This window comes from Pseudomonas entomophila, from assembly GCF_013523125.1.
In the GTDB taxonomy this organism is placed as follows: Bacteria; Pseudomonadota; Gammaproteobacteria; order Pseudomonadales; family Pseudomonadaceae; genus Aquipseudomonas; species Aquipseudomonas entomophila_B.
Genome location: NZ_JAAMQJ010000018.1, coordinates 1 through 16031, shown reverse-complemented (window position 1 = coordinate 16031; position 16031 = coordinate 1). Strand labels below are relative to the sequence as shown.

The following is a 16031-nucleotide window of genomic DNA, read 5'->3' as shown; positions in this document are numbered from 1 at the left end:
CACCCAGATTTCCCGGTGGACATGAACGAGATCGCAAACGCCGAACAACTGGACCTGCAGACTGCAGCGCTCAAGGTACCTCCGCATTCCGTCGAGGCCGAACAGGCCGTGCTCGGCGGCCTGATGCTGGACAACAATGCCTGGGAGCGGGTACTGGACCAGGTCTCGGACGGCGACTTCTATCGGCATGACCATCGCCTGATCTTCCGCGCGATCCACAAGCTGGTCGACCTCAACCAGCCGTTCGACGTGGTCACGCTGCACGAGCAGCTCGAGAAGGAAGGGATGTCGTCGCAGATCGGTGGTCTGGGCTACCTGGGCGAACTGGCCAAGAACACCCCGTCGGTGGCCAACATCAAGGCCTATGCGCAGATCATCCGCGAGCGCGCCACGCTGCGGCAACTGATCAGCATCAGCACCGACATCGCCGACAACGCCTTCAACCCCCAGGGACGCAACGCCGAGGAAATCCTCGATGACGCCGAGCGACAGATCTTCCAGATCGCCGAGGCGCGCCCCAAGACCGGTGGTCCGGTCGGCGTCAACGAGCTGCTGACCAAGGCCATCGACCGGATCGACACGCTGTTCAACTCCGACAGTGACATCACCGGTATCTCCACCGGCTACACCGACCTGGACGAAAAGACCAGCGGCCTGCAGCCGGCCGACCTGATCATCGTCGCCGGCCGCCCCTCGATGGGCAAGACCACCTTCGCCATGAACCTGGTGGAAAACGCCGTGCTGCGCAGCGATAAGGCCGTGCTGGTGTTCTCGCTGGAGATGCCCGGCGAATCGCTGATCATGCGTATGCTTTCGTCCCTGGGCCGCATCGACCAGACCAAGGTGCGTTCCGGTCAGCTGGACGATGACGACTGGCCCCGGCTGACCTCGGCGGTGAATCTGCTCAATGACCGCAAGCTGTTCATCGACGACACCGCCGGCATCAGCCCCTCGGAAATGCGTGCCCGCACCCGGCGTCTGGCCCGCGAACACGGCGAGATCGGCCTGATCATGGTCGACTACCTGCAGCTGATGCAGATCCCCGGCTCGGCCGGCGACAACCGGACCAACGAGATCTCCGAGATCTCCCGCTCCCTCAAGGCCCTGGCCAAGGAGTTCAACTGCCCGGTCGTCGCTCTGTCACAGCTCAACCGCTCCCTCGAACAGCGGCCCAACAAGCGCCCGGTCAACTCCGACCTGCGTGAATCGGGCGCCATCGAGCAGGACGCCGACGTGATCATGTTCGTCTACCGTGACGAGGTGTATCACCCGGAGACCGAGCACAAGGGCATCGCCGAGATCATCATCGGCAAGCAGCGTAACGGCCCGATCGGCTTCGTGCGGCTGGCGTTCATCGGCAAGTACACCCGGTTCGAGAACCTGGCGCCGGGCAGTTACAATTTCGACGATGACGAGTAAGCCGCTGCTGAGTTGTTCGTCAGTCCGGCGCTCCTGGCGGGATCGTATTACGTTCTGCGGGTGTGGAAAAAATGGAGCAGCGATCATACATTCAAGTCTGGCCGTATACCGAGCTTTTCAGGGTTGCGGATCGTGCCAGCCCTTGTTTTAGTCGAAACAGTGCCATGGTGAGGAAGTGTAAGCATCTTTCGCACGACATAGGTGTTTCCTTTTTCATAGCCATGGATAGGAACCGTACCCATGTAGCCGGAAGACTGCGCGCCGGTCATGCTGCTCAGATTGTCAATGAACGACCTGCCTGTGATGGAGTTCGGCTGGGCTGTTTCACACGCAAATACATGGGTCTGGCGACCCTCTATTGGTATGTTCATGCTCTTGAGCATGCGATACAGGCTGCCAGCGTCGTGAAGCGCTGCTCCTCGAGGTCCTCCACTGATGTAGCCCGCTGATGAACCATGAGCGTTGATATACAGCGTTGGCAAGCGATCATCCGTTCGCTCCGGTCCAGAAAAGACAACAATGTCGCCAAATTTTGCTTCGATACGTCCTTGATAGGTTTTTTTTGTGAACAGCCTGTAGAACGCCGATTTGATCAGTTCGAAAAAACGTCCGGTCGGGTCAATCCGGTTGATTGGGTCACCTGAAACGTACGCATAGCTGTTGACGCCACCTTTTCCGAATGGGCTTTCATGATCGGGTCGTACGAAGCGCATCAAGGTCGGACTGTAGGTGCGATACCCATTCCCTAGCATATAGCCCTGATTGTGCGGATCCTGATGCTCACCTTTAAAGCCTGGCAGGCCCGTGTGTCCGTTTCGTGTACCGTAAGGCGCGAAGCGTTCGTGGGTATGATCGGCTGCATGCAAGAAGTGGCAGGGTGACCGAATGCTGTCACTGGCTATGAGGACGTTGAAGCTGCCACACCGCAGCGCAAGCAAATGACCGTCGAAATCAAAGTGCCCTTCATGGTGTGTACGCGTCGACAGGGTGCAAAGTCGCTGCCCTTTGTAAAAAAATTTCATGATTGCATTCCTGTGACGAAGCCCTAGCCAGTGTCTCTCCTGCACCCTAAGGTCAGTGGCAAAGGCCAGACAACTGGCAGAATCGATAGGTCGACCCGCGTAAGTTGACGCGGTCTTTCGACAAGGCGGTGTGGGCATCCTATGGCATGCTTTTCGACGTCTTTGCTGAAATCGCGTCTTACGTCGATTTCGAGTCGAAATTGAGAAAAATTCAGCCGGATTTGGTTCAGGCATCACCTGATATGATCAAAAATAATCATGTTTTGGGGCTTTTCTCAAAGACGTTGAAAGGCATGGCCTCCTGTGGTCCTCGTGAAGTGACCCCCAGCTTCCTTCTGCGAACAGCAGATGGCTGGATCACAGGGATGAATCCGACCACCACCGTCGGATGTGATCATTTTTTGTGCTATATTCCGCGCCCGCGATTTCCCTGCACACCAAGACTGGTCATTGACATGCACGCAGCCAAGCCTCTCTACGACTATCCCAAATACTGGGCCGAATGCTTCGGACCGGCGCCGTTCCTGCCCATGAGCAGGGAGGAGATGGATCAGCTCGGCTGGGATTCGTGCGACATCATCATCGTGACCGGCGATGCCTATGTCGACCATCCGTCGTTCGGCATGGCGATCATCGGCCGGCTGCTGGAAGCCCAGGGCTTCCGCGTGGGCATCATCGCCCAGCCGAACTGGCAGTCGAAGGACGACTTCATGAAGCTCGGCGAGCCGAACCTGTTCTTCGGCGTCGCGGCCGGCAACATGGACTCGATGATCAACCGCTACACCGCCGACAAGAAGATTCGCTCCGACGACGCCTACACCCCCGGTGGTCTGGCCGGCAGCCGGCCTGATCGGGCCAGCCTGGTGTACAGCCAGCGCTGCAAGGAAGCGTACAAGCACGTGCCGATCGTGCTCGGCGGCATCGAGGCGTCGCTGCGCCGCATCGCGCACTACGACTACTGGCAGGACAAGGTCCGCCATTCGATCCTGATCGACGCCTGCGCCGACATCCTGCTGTTCGGCAACGCCGAGCGTGCAGTGGTCGAGGTGGCCCAGCGCCTGGCGTTCGGCGAAAGCATCGAAAGCATCACCGACGTGCGCGGCACCGCCTTCGTGCGCCGTGACACGCCGCAGGGCTGGTTCGAGATCGACTCGACCCGCATCGACCGGCCTGGCCGGGTCGACAAGATCATCAACCCCTACGTCAACACGCAGGACACCCAAGCGTGCGCCATCGAGCAGGCCAAGGGCGAGGTCGAGGACCCGAACGAAGCCAAGGTGGTGCAGATCCTCGACAGCCCGGGCATGACCCGCGACAAGTCGGTGATTCGCCTGCCCTCGTTCGAGAAGGTGCGCAACGACCCGGTGCTGTACGCCCATGCCAACCGCGTGCTGCACCTGGAAACCAACCCCGGTAACGCACGGGCCTTGGTGCAGAAGCATGGCGAGGCGGACGTGTGGTTCAACCCGCCGCCCATTCCGATGACCACCGAGGAAATGGACTACGTGTTCGGCATGCCCTACGCGCGCGTGCCGCACCCGGCTTACGGCAAGGAGCGCATCCCGGCCTACGAGATGATCCGCTTCTCGGTGAACATCATGCGTGGCTGCTTCGGCGGCTGCACGTTCTGCTCGATCACCGAACACGAAGGGCGAATCATCCAGAACCGCTCGCACGAGTCGATCCTGCACGAAATCGAAGAGATGCGCGACAAGGTGCCAGGCTTCACCGGCGTGGTCTCCGACCTCGGCGGGCCGACCGCCAACATGTACCGCATCGCCTGCAAGAGCCCGGACATCGAGAAGCACTGCCGCAAGCCGTCGTGCGTCTTCCCTGGCATCTGCGAGAACCTCAACACCGACCACAGCTCGCTGATCTCGCTGTACCGCAAGGCACGCGCGCTGCCGGGGGTGAAGAAGATCCTGATTGCTTCGGGCCTGCGCTACGACCTGGCGGTCGAGTCGCCGGAGTACGTCAAGGAACTGGTCACTCACCACGTCGGCGGCTACCTGAAGATCGCGCCAGAACACACCGAGCGTGGTCCGCTGGACAAGATGATGAAGCCGGGCATGGGCACCTATGACCGCTTCAAGCGCATGTTCGAGAAGTTCTCGAAGGAAGCGGGCAAGGAGCAGTACCTGATCCCGTACTTCATCGCCGCCCACCCCGGCACCACCGACGAAGACATGATGAACCTGGCGCTGTGGCTCAAGGGCAATGGCTTCCGGGCCGACCAGGTACAGGCGTTCTATCCGTCGCCCATGGCGTCGGCCACGGCCATGTACCATTCGGGCAAGAACCCGCTGCGCAAGGTCACCTACAAGAGCGAAGGCGTGGAGATCGTCAAGAGCGAGGAGCAGCGTCGCCTGCACAAGGCTTTCTTGCGCTACCACGATCCGAAGGGCTGGCCGATGCTGCGTGAAGCCCTCGAGCGCATGGGCCGTGCCGACCTGATCGGTCCTGGCAAGCACCAGTTGATCCCGCTGCATCAGCCGCAGTCCGACAGCTACCAGAGTGCACGCCGCAAGAACTCCACGCCGGCCGGCAGCCACAAGGTCGCCAAGGACCAGAAGATCCTCAGCCAGCACACCGGCCTGCCGCCGCGCGCCAGCGATGGCAGCAAGCCCTGGGACAAGCGTGAGCAGGCCAAGGCCGAGGCTTTCGCACGCAACCAGCAGGCGGCGAAGGAGCGCAAGGAGGCTGCCAAGGGCGGCAAGGGTGGACGCAAGCCGCGTCAGCCGGCCTTGCCGCGCTGAGGGTAGGAGGCATGACGCGTGCGGCCCTTCCAGGGCCGATCGCGGGCAAGCTCCCCACAGGGTGCTCTAGTGAAATCTTGCTCACCCTGCTGCAGGAGCTGGCAAAATCCTGCGCAGACTGTGGGAGCTGGCTTGCCAGCGATGAGGCCTGTCGAAAGCGTCATGCCAGTGGCGCTACACCCTGAGCGCCCCTGTCCCCCAGGTTCATCCTGGGTTGCTTTCGACCCACTTCGGCACCACCGGCGTCTCCATCCGCGCCATGCCTTCCAGCAATTCTCCCGCCTCACGGCCCAGCCGCAACATCGCACGATGCTGGGGCCGTACGAACCCCTCGTCGACGATGTGATCGAGAAAGCTGCCCAGCTTCTCGTAGAAACCATTCACGTCCAGCAGCCCCAGCGGCTTGGCGTGATAGCCCAGCTGGCCCCAGGTCCAGACTTCGAACAGTTCTTCCAGCGTCCCCAGCCCACCCGGCAAGGCGATGAAGGCGTCGCTCAGCTCGGCCATGCGGGCCTTGCGCGCGTGCATGCCGTCGACCACTTCCAGGCGGGTCAGGCCAGTGTGACCGATCTCGGCATCCTTGAGGCTTTGCGGGATGATGCCGATCACCTCGCCGCCGGCCGCCAGCGCCGCATCGGCGACGATACCCATCAGGCCCACGGCGCCGCCGCCATAGACCAGCGTCGTTCCACGCTCGGCCAGGGTGCGGCCCAGGGCGACCGCCGCTTCACGGTAGAGAGGGTTGGCGCCAGTGCTGGCACCGCAGAAGACACACACGGAACGTAGGGACATCGATCATCTCCAGTGAAAGACTGGGCCTAGGGTAAGACGCTCAGCCGTTCACGGCCAGCCCGGTCATTCGGGGCGAGCGAATTCGCAGACGGGCGCACCGGTGGCGCCGCAGGCGTAGGCGGCCAGGAAGCCTTTCATGAAATGAGTGAACGACATGGTGACGACTCCTAAATGAACGATTGTTCAATCGTCTATCAAAGGGGCAAGATGCGCCTCAAGATTTTTTGCATGCCGTCCATACAAGGTTTCAACCGATCGATCTTCGTGCTCTCTTCTCGCTCGAGACGGATCGGTGAGCCACAGACGGCCATCCCTGCCAAGGAGATTCACGATGTTCCTCAAAGCGGTCGCGGTATCCCTGTTCACGCTCGCCAGCACCAGCGCCTTCGCCGCGGAGTGCGCAGTCACGGTCGAGTCGACCGACCAGATGTCCTACACCACCCAGGCCTTCACCGTCGACAAGAGCTGCAAGGCGTTCACGGTTACGCTCATCCACTCGGGCAACCTGCCGAAGAACGTGATGGGCCACAACCTGGTGATCAGCAAGACGGAAGACGCCCAGTCCATCGCCAACGAAGGCATGAGCCAGGGGCTGGACAAGGAATACCTCAAGACGGACGACCCCCGCATCATCGCCTACACCAAGATGATCGGCGCGCCTGAAAAGCAAGACACCATCACCCTCGACCTGTCCAAGCTGGAGGCCGGCGGCGATTACATGTTCTTCTGCACCTTCCCCGGGCACATGGCGCTGATGAAGGGCAAGGTCGTCGTCAAGTGACGCACGCCTGATGCGGCCAGGGAGCGGGCGACGATCGTCCCGCTCCCCGAGGCGCCGTCACGGCGCGAACGGCAGTTCGCGCTTGTGCTGGGTCTTGCGGTAGGCCGACAGGATGACCTCGGCGACGTGATCGCTCACCGGCTGGCCGTGCAGGAACGCGTCGATCTCGGCATAGGTGATCCCATGGGCCGCCTCGTCCGGTTTGCCGGGCTCCAGGTCCTCGAGATCCGCGGTCGGCACCTTCTCCACCAGGTTCGCCGGTGCGCCCATGAGGCGGGCCATGGCGCGTACCTGATGCTTCACCAGGCCACTGAGCGGCGCCAGGTCGCACGCGCCGTCGCCGAACTTAGTGAAGAAACCCATCACCGCTTCGGCCGCATGGTCGGTGCCGATCACCAGCCCCTGGCAGGCGCCTGCGATGGTGTACTGGGCCACCATGCGCATGCGTGCCTTGACGTTGCCGACCACGAAGTCCTTGGTGCTTGCCGAGCTGTCGTCCAGCGCCTTCACATTGGCCACCAGCGCACGCACGGCCGGTGCGATGTCCACCGTCTGTATCTCGTCGGGCTTGATCACGTCCAGGCAGGCCTGGGCGTCGTGTTCGTCCTTTTGCACGTGGTAGGGCAGGCGCACGGCGACGAACCGGTACGCCACGTCGCCGGTCTCCTCGCGCAGCTCACGCACCGCACGCTGCGCCAGCAGCGCACCGGTCAGCGAGTCGACGCCGCCACTGATCCCGAGTACCAGTGACTTCAGCCCGGCATTGCCCAGGCACTGCTTGATGAACGCCACACGCCGGGCGATCTCGGTCTCCAGGGCCGCATCATCGGCGATCGGCGGCTGGACCTTGAGCTGCTGGATGATCTCCTGCTGGCTGGCTTGCATGGGTTACTCCTTGTTGGGGACTTTGAACACATGGCGCAGGTAGGTGACGAAGTTCTCGTCGCGGCACTGCGTCTTGGCAGACTCGTCGGAAATCTTGGCCACCGGCGAGCCGTTGCAATCGGTCATCTTGACCACGATGCTCATCGGCGTCACGCCCGGGATGTCACAGGTCAGGTTGGTGCCGATGCCGAAGCTCACGTTGATCCGACCGCGCAGGGCCCGGAAGATTGCCAACGAGCGTGGCAAGTCGAGCCCGTCGGAGAACACCAGGGTCTTGGTCATCGGGTCGATGCCCAACTGGCGATAGTGTGCGATGGCTTTCTCCGCCCAGGCGATCGGATCACCCGAATCATGACGCAGGCCGTCGAAGAGCTTGGCGAAGTACAGGTCGAAGTCGCGCAGAAAGGCGTCCATGGTGACGCAGTCGGTCAGGGCGATGCCCAGCAGGCCACGGTACTCGCGTACCCAACAGTCCAGCGCGGCGATCTGGCTGTCGATCAGGCGCGGACCGAGCTGCTGGTGGGCCATGATCCATTCGTGGGCCATGGTGCCGAGCGGCTTGATCCCGAGCTTCCAGGCCAGGTCGACGTTGCTGGTGCCGACGAAGCGCGCCGGGAAATCATCGCGCAGCACTCGCACCACTTCGGCCTGGACCTGGCTGGAAAAGCGCCGCCGCGTGCCGAAGTCGGCCACCTGCAGGGCGTCGAGTTCGTCGGCGCTGGCGTGCGCCTGCAACCAGTCGAACTTGCGGTACAGCTGATCGCGGGCCTCGCTCAGGCGCATGTGCGGGTGCAGGTGACGGTTGCGCACCTCGCTGATGATCGCCAGCAGCGGCACTTCGAACAGGATCACGTGCAGCCAGGGGCCGCGCAGGCGCAGGAACAGCTGATCGTGCTCGATGCCGATGCGCACGTAGCGCAGGTTGAAACGGAACAGGCCCAGAAAGCGCAGGAAGTCCGGCTTGAGGAAGCTGATGCGCTCCAGAAAGGTCAGCTGACCCTCGTCGAGGGTCAGGTCGGCCAGTTGCTCGAGCTGCTGGCGGATGTCGTCCAGGTAAGGGCGCAGGTCCTCGCCATTGCGGCAGCGAAACTCCCACTCGACGTCGGCATCCGGGTAGTTGTGCAGGACGCCCTGCATCATGGTGAGCTTGTAGAAATCAGTGTCGAGCAGGTTGTGCACGATGCGCTCGGCGAATGCGCTCTCGCTCATGTAGGGACTCCAAGTCGGCGGCGCCTGCCGAAACCACCAGGCGCGCGGGATAGCGGCCATTGTGCCCAATGCCGTCGGCTTTAGCGATGCATGACGCGTCGGGCCTGCGCGCGCACTGACGCCCCGCAGGCCCCTCAAGCCTCGCAACAGTGCCCGCAGTAGCAGTCACGCACCGGCGTTGTGCACTTCGGTGACGCTGGCTGTTACACGCCCGCGCAGGTACTGGCGCGTTCCGGGTTGCAATGATGGCGCGCCGTGGTTGCGCCGTCCGCGCACGGAAGGTGGCGACAGGCACGTGCTTGACGGTTGCACGTGCCGTGACGCCACCTCGCGCGGCGCTCTGTCTGGCGTCTTCGTCATCCAGGGCCCGGCGAAAGCCGGTGCATGGCACGCCGCTTGCTCAGGGCTAGAGGCTGAAGTTGCAGTGCCTAGACCATAACAATTCCAGGAGCACTACCTCATGTCGCAATCGTTCTACAGAAAAGGCGTATTGGCCATTGCCGTGGCGTCGGTGCTGGGCCTTTCATCCTATGCACAGGCCGACCTCAAGATCGGTGTCGCCGGGCCCATGACCGGTGCGAACGCGGCGTTCGGCGAGCAGTACATGAAGGGCGCGCAGGCCGCGGCCGACCAGATCAACGCCGCCGGTGGGGTCAACGGCGAGAAGATCGTGCTGGTCAGGGGGGACGATGCCTGCGAGCCCAAGCAGGCCGTGTCGGTCGCCAACCGCCTGGTCGATCAGGACAAGGTCGCTGGCGTGGTCGGTCACTTCTGCTCGTCCTCGACCATTCCGGCCTCGGAGGTGTACGACGAAGCCGGCGTGATCGCCATCACCCCAGGCTCCACCAACCCACAGGTCACCGAGCGCGGCATGATGGGCATGTTCCGCATGTGCGGTCGTGACGATCAGCAGGGGGTGGTCGCCGGCGACTACATCGTCGACGTGCTCAAGGGCAAGAAGGTCGTGGTGTTGCACGACAAGGACACCTACGGCCAGGGCCTGGCCGACGCGACCAAGGCCCAGCTGGAGAAGCGGGGCGTCAAGCCGGTGCTCTACGAGGGCCTGACCCGTGGCGAGAAGGACTTCAGCGCCGTGGTGACCAAGATCCGTGCCGCCGGTGCCGACGTGGTCTACTTCGGCGGCCTGCACCCGGAGGCCGGCCCGCTGGTGCGCCAGCTGCGTGAGCAAGGGCTCAAGGACGTGGCATTCATGTCCGACGACGGCATCGTCACCGACGAACTGGTTGCCACCGCAGGCGGTGCGCAGTACACCAATGGCGTCTACATGACCTTCGGCGCCGACCCGCGCCTGCTGCCCGACAGCAAGGCCGTGGTCGAGCAGTTCCGCAAGGGCGGCACCGAGCCTGAGGGCTACACCCTGTACGCCTACGCCTCGATCCAGGCCTTGGCGGCGGCCTTCAACGGCGCCGGTTCGAACAAGGGCGAGGACGCCGCCGAATGGCTCAAGGCCAACCCGGTCAAGACCGTGATGGGCGAGAAGCGCTGGGACAAGAAGGGCGACCTGACCGTCTCCGACTACGTGGTCTACCAGTGGGACGCCAACGGCAAGTACCACCAGCTCGAACAACAACAATAAGAACGATGAGCCGTCCGAGCGGGTGCCCGGACGGTTTCGCGGTACCCCTCCACATTCGTGAACCCATCCGGTCGTGCAGCGCAAGGTCGTGTTTCATGCAGCCGTGCGCGCCTCAGGGTGCGGTCTCGATCAGGTGAGATTGCGTTATGGATGGTATTTTCCTGCAGCAACTGGTCAACGGCCTGACCCTCGGGTCGGTCTATGGCCTGATCGCCATCGGCTACACAATGGTCTATGGCATCATCGGCATGATCAACTTCGCGCACGGCGAGGTGTACATGATCTCCGCGTACCTCGCGGCGATCAGCCTGGCATTGCTGGCCTGGTTCGGCATCGAATCCTTCCCGTTGCTGATGCTCGGCACGTTGCTGTTCACCGTCGTGGTGACCGGCGTCTACGGTTTCACCATCGAGCGCATCGCCTACAAACCCCTGCGCAACTCCACGCGCCTGGCGCCGCTGATCAGCGCCATCGGCATTTCCCTGATCCTGCAGAACTACGCCCAGATCAGCCAGGGTGCCCGCCAGCAGGGTGTCCCCACGCTCCTCGAAGGGGCCTTGCGCATCGACGTGGGCAGCGGGTTCGTGCAGCTGACCTACACCAAGATCTTCATCCTGATCGCCGCCTTCGTCGGCATGGGTGTGCTCACCTACGTGATCAAGTACACCAAGCTCGGGCGCATGTGCCGCGCCACCCAGCAAGACCGCAAGATGGCTTCCATCCTGGGGATCAACACCGACCGGGTGATCTCCTACGTGTTCGTCATCGGCGCGGTGATGGCTGCGCTCGCCGGCGTGTTGATCACCCTCAACTACGGCACCTTCGACTTCTACGCCGGCTTCATCATCGGCATCAAGGCGTTCACCGCCGCTGTGCTCGGCGGCATCGGCTCGCTGCCCGGCGCCATGCTCGGCGGGATCATCCTGGGGATCTCCGAATCGCTGTTCTCGGGACTCATCAACTCCGACTACAAGGACGTGTTCAGCTTCTCGTTGCTGGTGCTGATCCTCATCTTCCGGCCGCAGGGCCTGTTGGGTCGTCCCCTGGTGGCCAAGGTATGAACATGACGCCTTCAACTTCTTCTGTCGCGTCCGCCCCTGCCGCCCCGGCCTTCAGCCTCAAGCGCAGCCTGCTGGAAACCGTGGTGGCGGGCCTGCTGGCGCTGATCGTGTTCGGTCCGGTGGTCGGCGTGGTGCTCGATGGCTACAGCTTCAATGCCCACCCTGCACGGGTCGCCTGGCTGGTGGGCGTGGTGATGATCGGGCGCTTCGTGCTCAGCCTGTACTTCCAGACCGCCGCCGGGCAGCGCGTGCTGCACGGGTTCGAGCGCGGTGGCTCGGGCGTGCACGTGCTGGCGCCGGACTACAAGTCGCGGCTGCGCTGGATCATCCCGGCGCTGATCGTGATCGCCATCGTCTTCCCGGTCTTCGCCAACAAGTACCTGCTGACTGTGGTCATCCTCGGGCTGATCTACGTGTTGCTGGGCCTGGGCCTGAACATCGTGGTGGGCCTGGCCGGTCTGCTCGACCTGGGCTACGTCGCCTTCTACGCGATCGGGGCCTATGGCCTGGCGCTGGGCTACCAGTACCTGGGGCTGGGCTTCTGGAGCGTGCTGCCGCTGGCGGCCATCGCGGCGGCCCTGGCCGGTTGCGTGCTGGGCTTCCCGGTGTTGCGCATGCACGGCGACTACCTGGCCATCGTCACGCTCGGGTTCGGCGAGATCATCCGCCTGGTGCTGAACAACTGGCTGTCGTTCACCGGCGGGCCGAACGGCATGCCGGCGCCGTCGCCGACCTTCTTCGGCCTGGAATTCGGGCGGCGGGCCAAGGACGGGGGCGTGCCGTTCCACGAGTTCTTCGGCATCGACTACAACCCCAACCTGAAATTCCTGTTCATCTATGCCGTGCTGTTCATCGTCGTGCTGGCGGTGCTCTACATCAAGCACCGGCTGACGCGCATGCCCATCGGCCGGGCCTGGGAGGCGCTGCGCGAGGACGAGATCGCCTGTCGCTCGATGGGGCTCAACCATGTGCTGGTGAAGCTCTCGGCGTTCACCCTGGGCGCTTCCACGGCCGGCCTGGCCGGGGTGTTCTTCGCCACCTACCAGGGCTTCGTCAACCCGTCGTCCTTCACCTTCTTCGAGTCGGCGCTGATCCTGGCCATCGTGGTACTGGGCGGCATGGGTTCGACGGTCGGCGTGGTGATCGCCGCCTTCGTGCTGACCGTGGCCCCCGAGCTGCTGCGCAGCTTCTCCGAGTACCGGGTGCTGCTGTTCGGCGTGCTGATGGTGTTGATGATGATCTGGCGTCCGCGCGGGTTGATCCGTATCAGCCGTGCCGGCGTAGTCCCGCGTAAAGGAGTGGCGCCATGAGCGATGAGGTCGTGTTGTCGGTCGACAACCTGATGATGCAGTTCGGCGGGATCAAGGCGCTCAGCGACGTCAGCCTGAAGGTCAAGCGCAACCAGATCTTCGCCCTGATCGGCCCCAACGGGGCGGGCAAGACCACCGTGTTCAACTGCCTGACGGGCTTCTACAAGGCCAGTGGCGGTCGGATCGAGCTGAACCTGCGCGGCGCGCGCACCGACATCATTCAGCTGCTGGGCGAGCGTTTCGAGGCAACGGACTTCTTCTCGCCGTCGCGTTTCGCCAACCGGGTGTACTACAAGATGTTCGGCGGCACCCACCTGGTCAACCGCGCCGGCCTGGCGCGCACCTTCCAGAACATCCGCCTGTTCCGGGAAATGTCGGTGGTGGAGAACCTGCTGGTGGCCCAGCACATGTGGGTCAACCGCAACCTGCTGGCCGGCGTGCTCAATACGCCGGGCTACCGGCAGTCCGAGAGCGAGGCGCTCGACCATGCCTTCTACTGGCTGGAGGTGGTCGACCTGGTCGACTGCGCCAACCGCCTGGCCGGAGAACTGTCCTACGGCCAGCAACGCCGGCTGGAGATCGCTCGGGCCATGTGCACGCGGCCCGGCATCATCTGCCTGGACGAGCCTGCTGCCGGTCTCAACCCCCAGGAAACCGAAGCCCTGAGCCGGATGATCCGGGTGCTGCGCGACGAACACGACATCACCGTGGTGCTGATCGAGCATGACATGGGCATGGTCATGAGCATTTCCGACCACATCGTCGTGCTCGACCACGGCAACGTCATCGCCGAGGGTGCGCCCCAGGACATTCGCAACAACCCCACGGTGATTGCCGCCTACCTGGGCGCCGACGAAGAGGAACTGGCATGAGCGGAGCGATTCTCGAACTGCGCGACCTGGACGTGTTCTACGGGCCGATCCAGGCCCTGCGCAAGGTGTCGATGCACATCGACAAAGGCGAGACCGTCAGCCTGATCGGCGCCAACGGCGCGGGCAAGTCGACGCTCCTGATGTCGATCTTCGGCCAGCCACGCGCCGCCTCGGGGCAGATTCTCTACGAAGGCACCGACATCACGCGCAAGACGCCGCACTACATCGCCTCCAACGGCATCGCCCAATCCCCGGAAGGGCGGCGGGTATTTCCGGACATGACGGTCGAAGAGAACCTGATGATGGGCACCATCCCCATCGGCGACACGCATGCCGACGCGGACATGCAGCGCATGTACGCGTTGTTTCCACGGCTCAAGGAGCGGCGCACGCAACGGGCGATGACCATGTCCGGTGGCGAACAGCAGATGCTCGCCATCGCCCGTGCGCTGATGAGCCGGCCGCGCCTGCTGCTGCTCGACGAGCCCTCGCTGGGGTTGGCGCCGATCGTGGTCAAGCAGATCTTCGCGACCCTGCGTGAGCTGGCCCAGGAAGGCATGACCATCTTCCTGGTGGAGCAGAACGCCAACCATGCGCTCAAGCTCTCGGACCGTGCCTATGTGATGGTCAACGGGCAGATCCGCATGACCGGCACGGGGCGGGAGCTGCTGGCCAACGATGAAGTGCGCAATGCCTACCTGGGAGGGCACTGATCAGGGTGGGTGAACGGCACCTCTTCGGGCTCGTCGCACGTGGTCACCATGGTGTGGACAACGTGTCGCACCTGCATGGCGTTGACAGGCGTCCTCGAGCCTTCTGCAGGCGAGACCTGCTGGCACATGTTGTGCACGGTTCGTGTGGAACCGGCTGTGGATAAGATGGGTGCAACCCTCTGTAGGCCTTGCCTGGCGTGGGCTGCAGAGTGTTGATCGTTTTTTGAACAAAACGAGGGCATCGGTCGTACATGCGCGCAACGCGTACCGCTGTCAGCGCTGCCGCACTGTGGAAAGTCTGTGAACAAGTCTGTGGAAAAGGCGGGGATAGTACTGTCGTTGTCCCTCTGAAGCCGCTAAGCCTTCACCGTTTTCGAGTTTTCCACCGCTCTGCAGACACCTCACGACAGAAAACCTGGTTTTGCCCCCAGCCTATGGGGAAAGGCTTGTGGATAAGGTGCGCATACTCGGCTGTCGGCCTTGCATCCCGTGGGCTGCAGAGGTTTGTTCGTTTTTTGATCAACTGCGTGCGACTTGCCGAGACCCGCCCGTCGGGGCATGCTTCGCCCCTGTCACACGTCCTATCGATCAAGGAGAGCAGCATGACGTCCACCGTATTCATCACCGGTGCCACCTCCGGCTTCGGCGAAGCCACTGCCCGGCGATTCGCCGAGGCCGGCTGGTCGCTGGTCCTGACGGGACGCCGCAAGGAGCGACTGGACGCGCTGTGCGCCGAACTGTCGGCCAAGACCCAGGTGCACGGGCTGGTCGTCGATGTCCGGGATCGCCAGGCCATGGAGCAGGCGATCGCCGACCTGCCGCCGGCGTTCGCGACCTTGCGCGCCCTGGTCAACAACGCCGGTCTGGCCTTGGGCGTCGAGCCTGCCCAGGCCTGCAGCCTGGACGATTGGGAGACCATGGTCGATACCAACATCAAGGGCCTGATCTACACCACCCGCCTGCTGCTGCCACGCCTGATCGCCCATGGGCGCGGCGCCAGCATCCTCAACGTCGGCTCGGTGGCCGGCAACTACCCTTACCCAGGCAGCAACGTGTACGGTGGCACCAAGGCCTTCGTCGGCCAGTTCTCCCTGAGTCTGCGCTGCGATTTGCGGGGCACGGGTGTGCGCGTCACCAACCTCGAGCCGGGCTTGTGCGAAAGCGAGTTCTCGCTGGTGCGCTTCGGCGGCGACCAGGCACGCTACGACGCCACCTACGCTGGCGCCGAGCCGATCCAGCCCCAGGACATCGCCGAGACCATCTTCTGGGTGCTCAACCAGCCTGCCCACGTCAACATCAACAGCCTGGAACTGATGCCGGTGAGCCAGGATTGGGCCGGGTTCGCGATCGACCGGTCGCGCGGGGAGAAGTGAGGATGGGATGAGGGCGTCTGCGGGGGGTTAGCGATCGCTGCCATCTCCGTCGTCCTGTCGCGTAGAGAACCTAGGGCCGCTTTGCGGCCCATCGCGGCCGGTCCGGCGCCCCGGCAGGGGCCGCTCCTATGTATGGACTCGCCTACATTGTCTACCCGCTTTTCCTGCTGTTTTGAACAAAGGGACCCGGTTGCATCTATGTATTAGGCCTATTCGAGGAGGCGGTGTTGCCTCTGGCCAG

13 protein-coding genes are annotated in these 16031 nt (G+C 63.2%); 9 read left to right on the top strand and 4 right to left on the bottom strand.

Going from position 1 to position 16031, the window contains the following annotated elements:
• Positions 1 to 21: 21 nt before the first annotated feature.
• Positions 22 to 1419, top strand: a complete 1398-nt coding sequence (gene dnaB / locus G7007_RS11390) for a replicative DNA helicase (RefSeq protein ID WP_181101818.1) — start codon at positions 22 to 24, stop codon at positions 1417 to 1419.
• An 83-nt stretch (positions 1420 to 1502) separates the two neighbouring features.
• On the opposite strand, the gene G7007_RS11385 is transcribed toward dnaB, so the two are convergent.
• Complete coding sequence (locus G7007_RS11385) at positions 1503 to 2441, bottom strand: RHS repeat-associated core domain-containing protein (protein ID WP_181101816.1); 939 nt, start codon at positions 2439 to 2441, stop codon at positions 1503 to 1505.
• Positions 2442 to 2896: 455 nt separating this feature from the next.
• Between G7007_RS11385 and G7007_RS11380 the strand changes: the two genes are divergently transcribed.
• Positions 2897 to 5197 (top strand): YgiQ family radical SAM protein, encoded by a 2301-nt coding sequence (locus tag G7007_RS11380; RefSeq protein ID WP_181101814.1) that lies wholly within the window; start codon positions 2897 to 2899, stop codon positions 5195 to 5197.
• 204 nt (positions 5198 to 5401) lie between these two features.
• On the opposite strand, the gene G7007_RS11375 is transcribed toward G7007_RS11380, so the two are convergent.
• Positions 5402 to 5989 (bottom strand): LOG family protein, encoded by a 588-nt coding sequence (locus G7007_RS11375; protein ID WP_181101812.1) that lies wholly within the window; start codon positions 5987 to 5989, stop codon positions 5402 to 5404.
• Between the two features lie 331 nt (positions 5990 to 6320).
• On the opposite strand from G7007_RS11375, the gene azu reads away from it, so the two are divergent.
• The gene (azu, locus tag G7007_RS11370) at positions 6321 to 6770 is read left to right on the top strand and encodes an azurin (RefSeq protein WP_181101810.1); all 450 of its coding nucleotides are present in this window, start codon (positions 6321 to 6323) and stop codon (positions 6768 to 6770) included.
• Between the two features lie 57 nt (positions 6771 to 6827).
• Here azu and nadE read toward each other — a convergent pair whose 3' ends face one another.
• Positions 6828 to 7655, bottom strand: coding sequence for an ammonia-dependent NAD(+) synthetase (gene nadE / locus G7007_RS11365; RefSeq protein ID WP_181101808.1), 828 nt, complete (start codon positions 7653 to 7655; stop codon positions 6828 to 6830).
• 3 nt (positions 7656 to 7658) lie between these two features.
• Entirely contained in the window at positions 7659 to 8864 is a 1206-nt protein-coding gene (gene pncB, locus G7007_RS11360) for a nicotinate phosphoribosyltransferase (RefSeq protein WP_181101806.1), read from the bottom strand.
• 460 nt (positions 8865 to 9324) lie between these two features.
• Here pncB and G7007_RS11355 point away from each other — a divergent pair, with 460 nt between their 5' ends.
• The 6 genes from G7007_RS11355 (at position 9325) to G7007_RS11330 (ending at position 15790) form a co-directional block, all read left to right on the top strand.
• The gene (locus G7007_RS11355; RefSeq protein WP_181101805.1) at positions 9325 to 10461 is read left to right on the top strand and encodes a branched-chain amino acid ABC transporter substrate-binding protein; all 1137 of its coding nucleotides are present in this window, start codon (positions 9325 to 9327) and stop codon (positions 10459 to 10461) included.
• Positions 10462 to 10607: 146 nt separating this feature from the next.
• Entirely contained in the window at positions 10608 to 11522 is a 915-nt protein-coding gene (locus G7007_RS11350; protein WP_060395100.1) for an ABC transporter permease subunit, read from the top strand.
• 2 nt (positions 11523 to 11524) lie between these two features.
• Positions 11525 to 12832: a high-affinity branched-chain amino acid ABC transporter permease LivM gene (gene livM, locus G7007_RS11345; protein WP_181101803.1), complete on the top strand. Its 1308-nt coding sequence runs from the start codon at positions 11525 to 11527 to the stop codon at positions 12830 to 12832.
• Positions 12829 to 13704: an ATP-binding cassette domain-containing protein gene (locus tag G7007_RS11340; RefSeq protein ID WP_060395098.1), complete on the top strand. Its 876-nt coding sequence runs from the start codon at positions 12829 to 12831 to the stop codon at positions 13702 to 13704. The genes livM and G7007_RS11340 overlap by 4 nt, the downstream gene beginning before the upstream one ends.
• Complete coding sequence (locus G7007_RS11335; RefSeq protein WP_181101801.1) at positions 13701 to 14417, top strand: ABC transporter ATP-binding protein; 717 nt, start codon at positions 13701 to 13703, stop codon at positions 14415 to 14417. Before G7007_RS11340 ends, G7007_RS11335 begins: the two co-directional genes overlap by 4 nt.
• Before the next feature lie 602 nt (positions 14418 to 15019).
• Positions 15020 to 15790, top strand: coding sequence for an SDR family oxidoreductase (locus tag G7007_RS11330; RefSeq protein WP_181101799.1), 771 nt, complete (start codon positions 15020 to 15022; stop codon positions 15788 to 15790).
• Positions 15791 to 16031: the final 241 nt, after the last annotated feature.

Excerpts from the sequence above, each read along its gene's own strand:
- G7007_RS11335 (WP_181101801.1), top strand. The coding sequence starts at position 13,701 with ATGAGCGGAGCGATTCTCGAACTGCGCGACCTGGACGTGTTCTACGGG.
- G7007_RS11380 (WP_181101814.1), top strand. The coding sequence starts at position 2,897 with ATGCACGCAGCCAAGCCTCTCTACGACTATCCCAAATACTGGGCCGAA.
- pncB (WP_181101806.1), bottom strand. The coding sequence starts at position 8,864 with ATGAGCGAGAGCGCATTCGCCGAGCGCATCGTGCACAACCTGCTCGAC.
- G7007_RS11340 (WP_060395098.1), top strand. The coding sequence starts at position 12,829 with ATGAGCGATGAGGTCGTGTTGTCGGTCGACAACCTGATGATGCAGTTC.
- nadE (WP_181101808.1), bottom strand. The coding sequence starts at position 7,655 with ATGCAAGCCAGCCAGCAGGAGATCATCCAGCAGCTCAAGGTCCAGCCG.
- G7007_RS11350 (WP_060395100.1), top strand. The coding sequence starts at position 10,608 with ATGGATGGTATTTTCCTGCAGCAACTGGTCAACGGCCTGACCCTCGGG.
- azu (WP_181101810.1), top strand. The coding sequence starts at position 6,321 with ATGTTCCTCAAAGCGGTCGCGGTATCCCTGTTCACGCTCGCCAGCACC.
- G7007_RS11375 (WP_181101812.1), bottom strand. The coding sequence starts at position 5,989 with ATGTCCCTACGTTCCGTGTGTGTCTTCTGCGGTGCCAGCACTGGCGCC.
- G7007_RS11330 (WP_181101799.1), top strand. The coding sequence starts at position 15,020 with ATGACGTCCACCGTATTCATCACCGGTGCCACCTCCGGCTTCGGCGAA.
- G7007_RS11355 (WP_181101805.1), top strand. The coding sequence starts at position 9,325 with ATGTCGCAATCGTTCTACAGAAAAGGCGTATTGGCCATTGCCGTGGCG.
- G7007_RS11385 (WP_181101816.1), bottom strand. The coding sequence starts at position 2,441 with ATGAAATTTTTTTACAAAGGGCAGCGACTTTGCACCCTGTCGACGCGT.
- dnaB (WP_181101818.1), top strand. The coding sequence starts at position 22 with ATGAACGAGATCGCAAACGCCGAACAACTGGACCTGCAGACTGCAGCG.
- livM (WP_181101803.1), top strand. The coding sequence starts at position 11,525 with ATGACGCCTTCAACTTCTTCTGTCGCGTCCGCCCCTGCCGCCCCGGCC.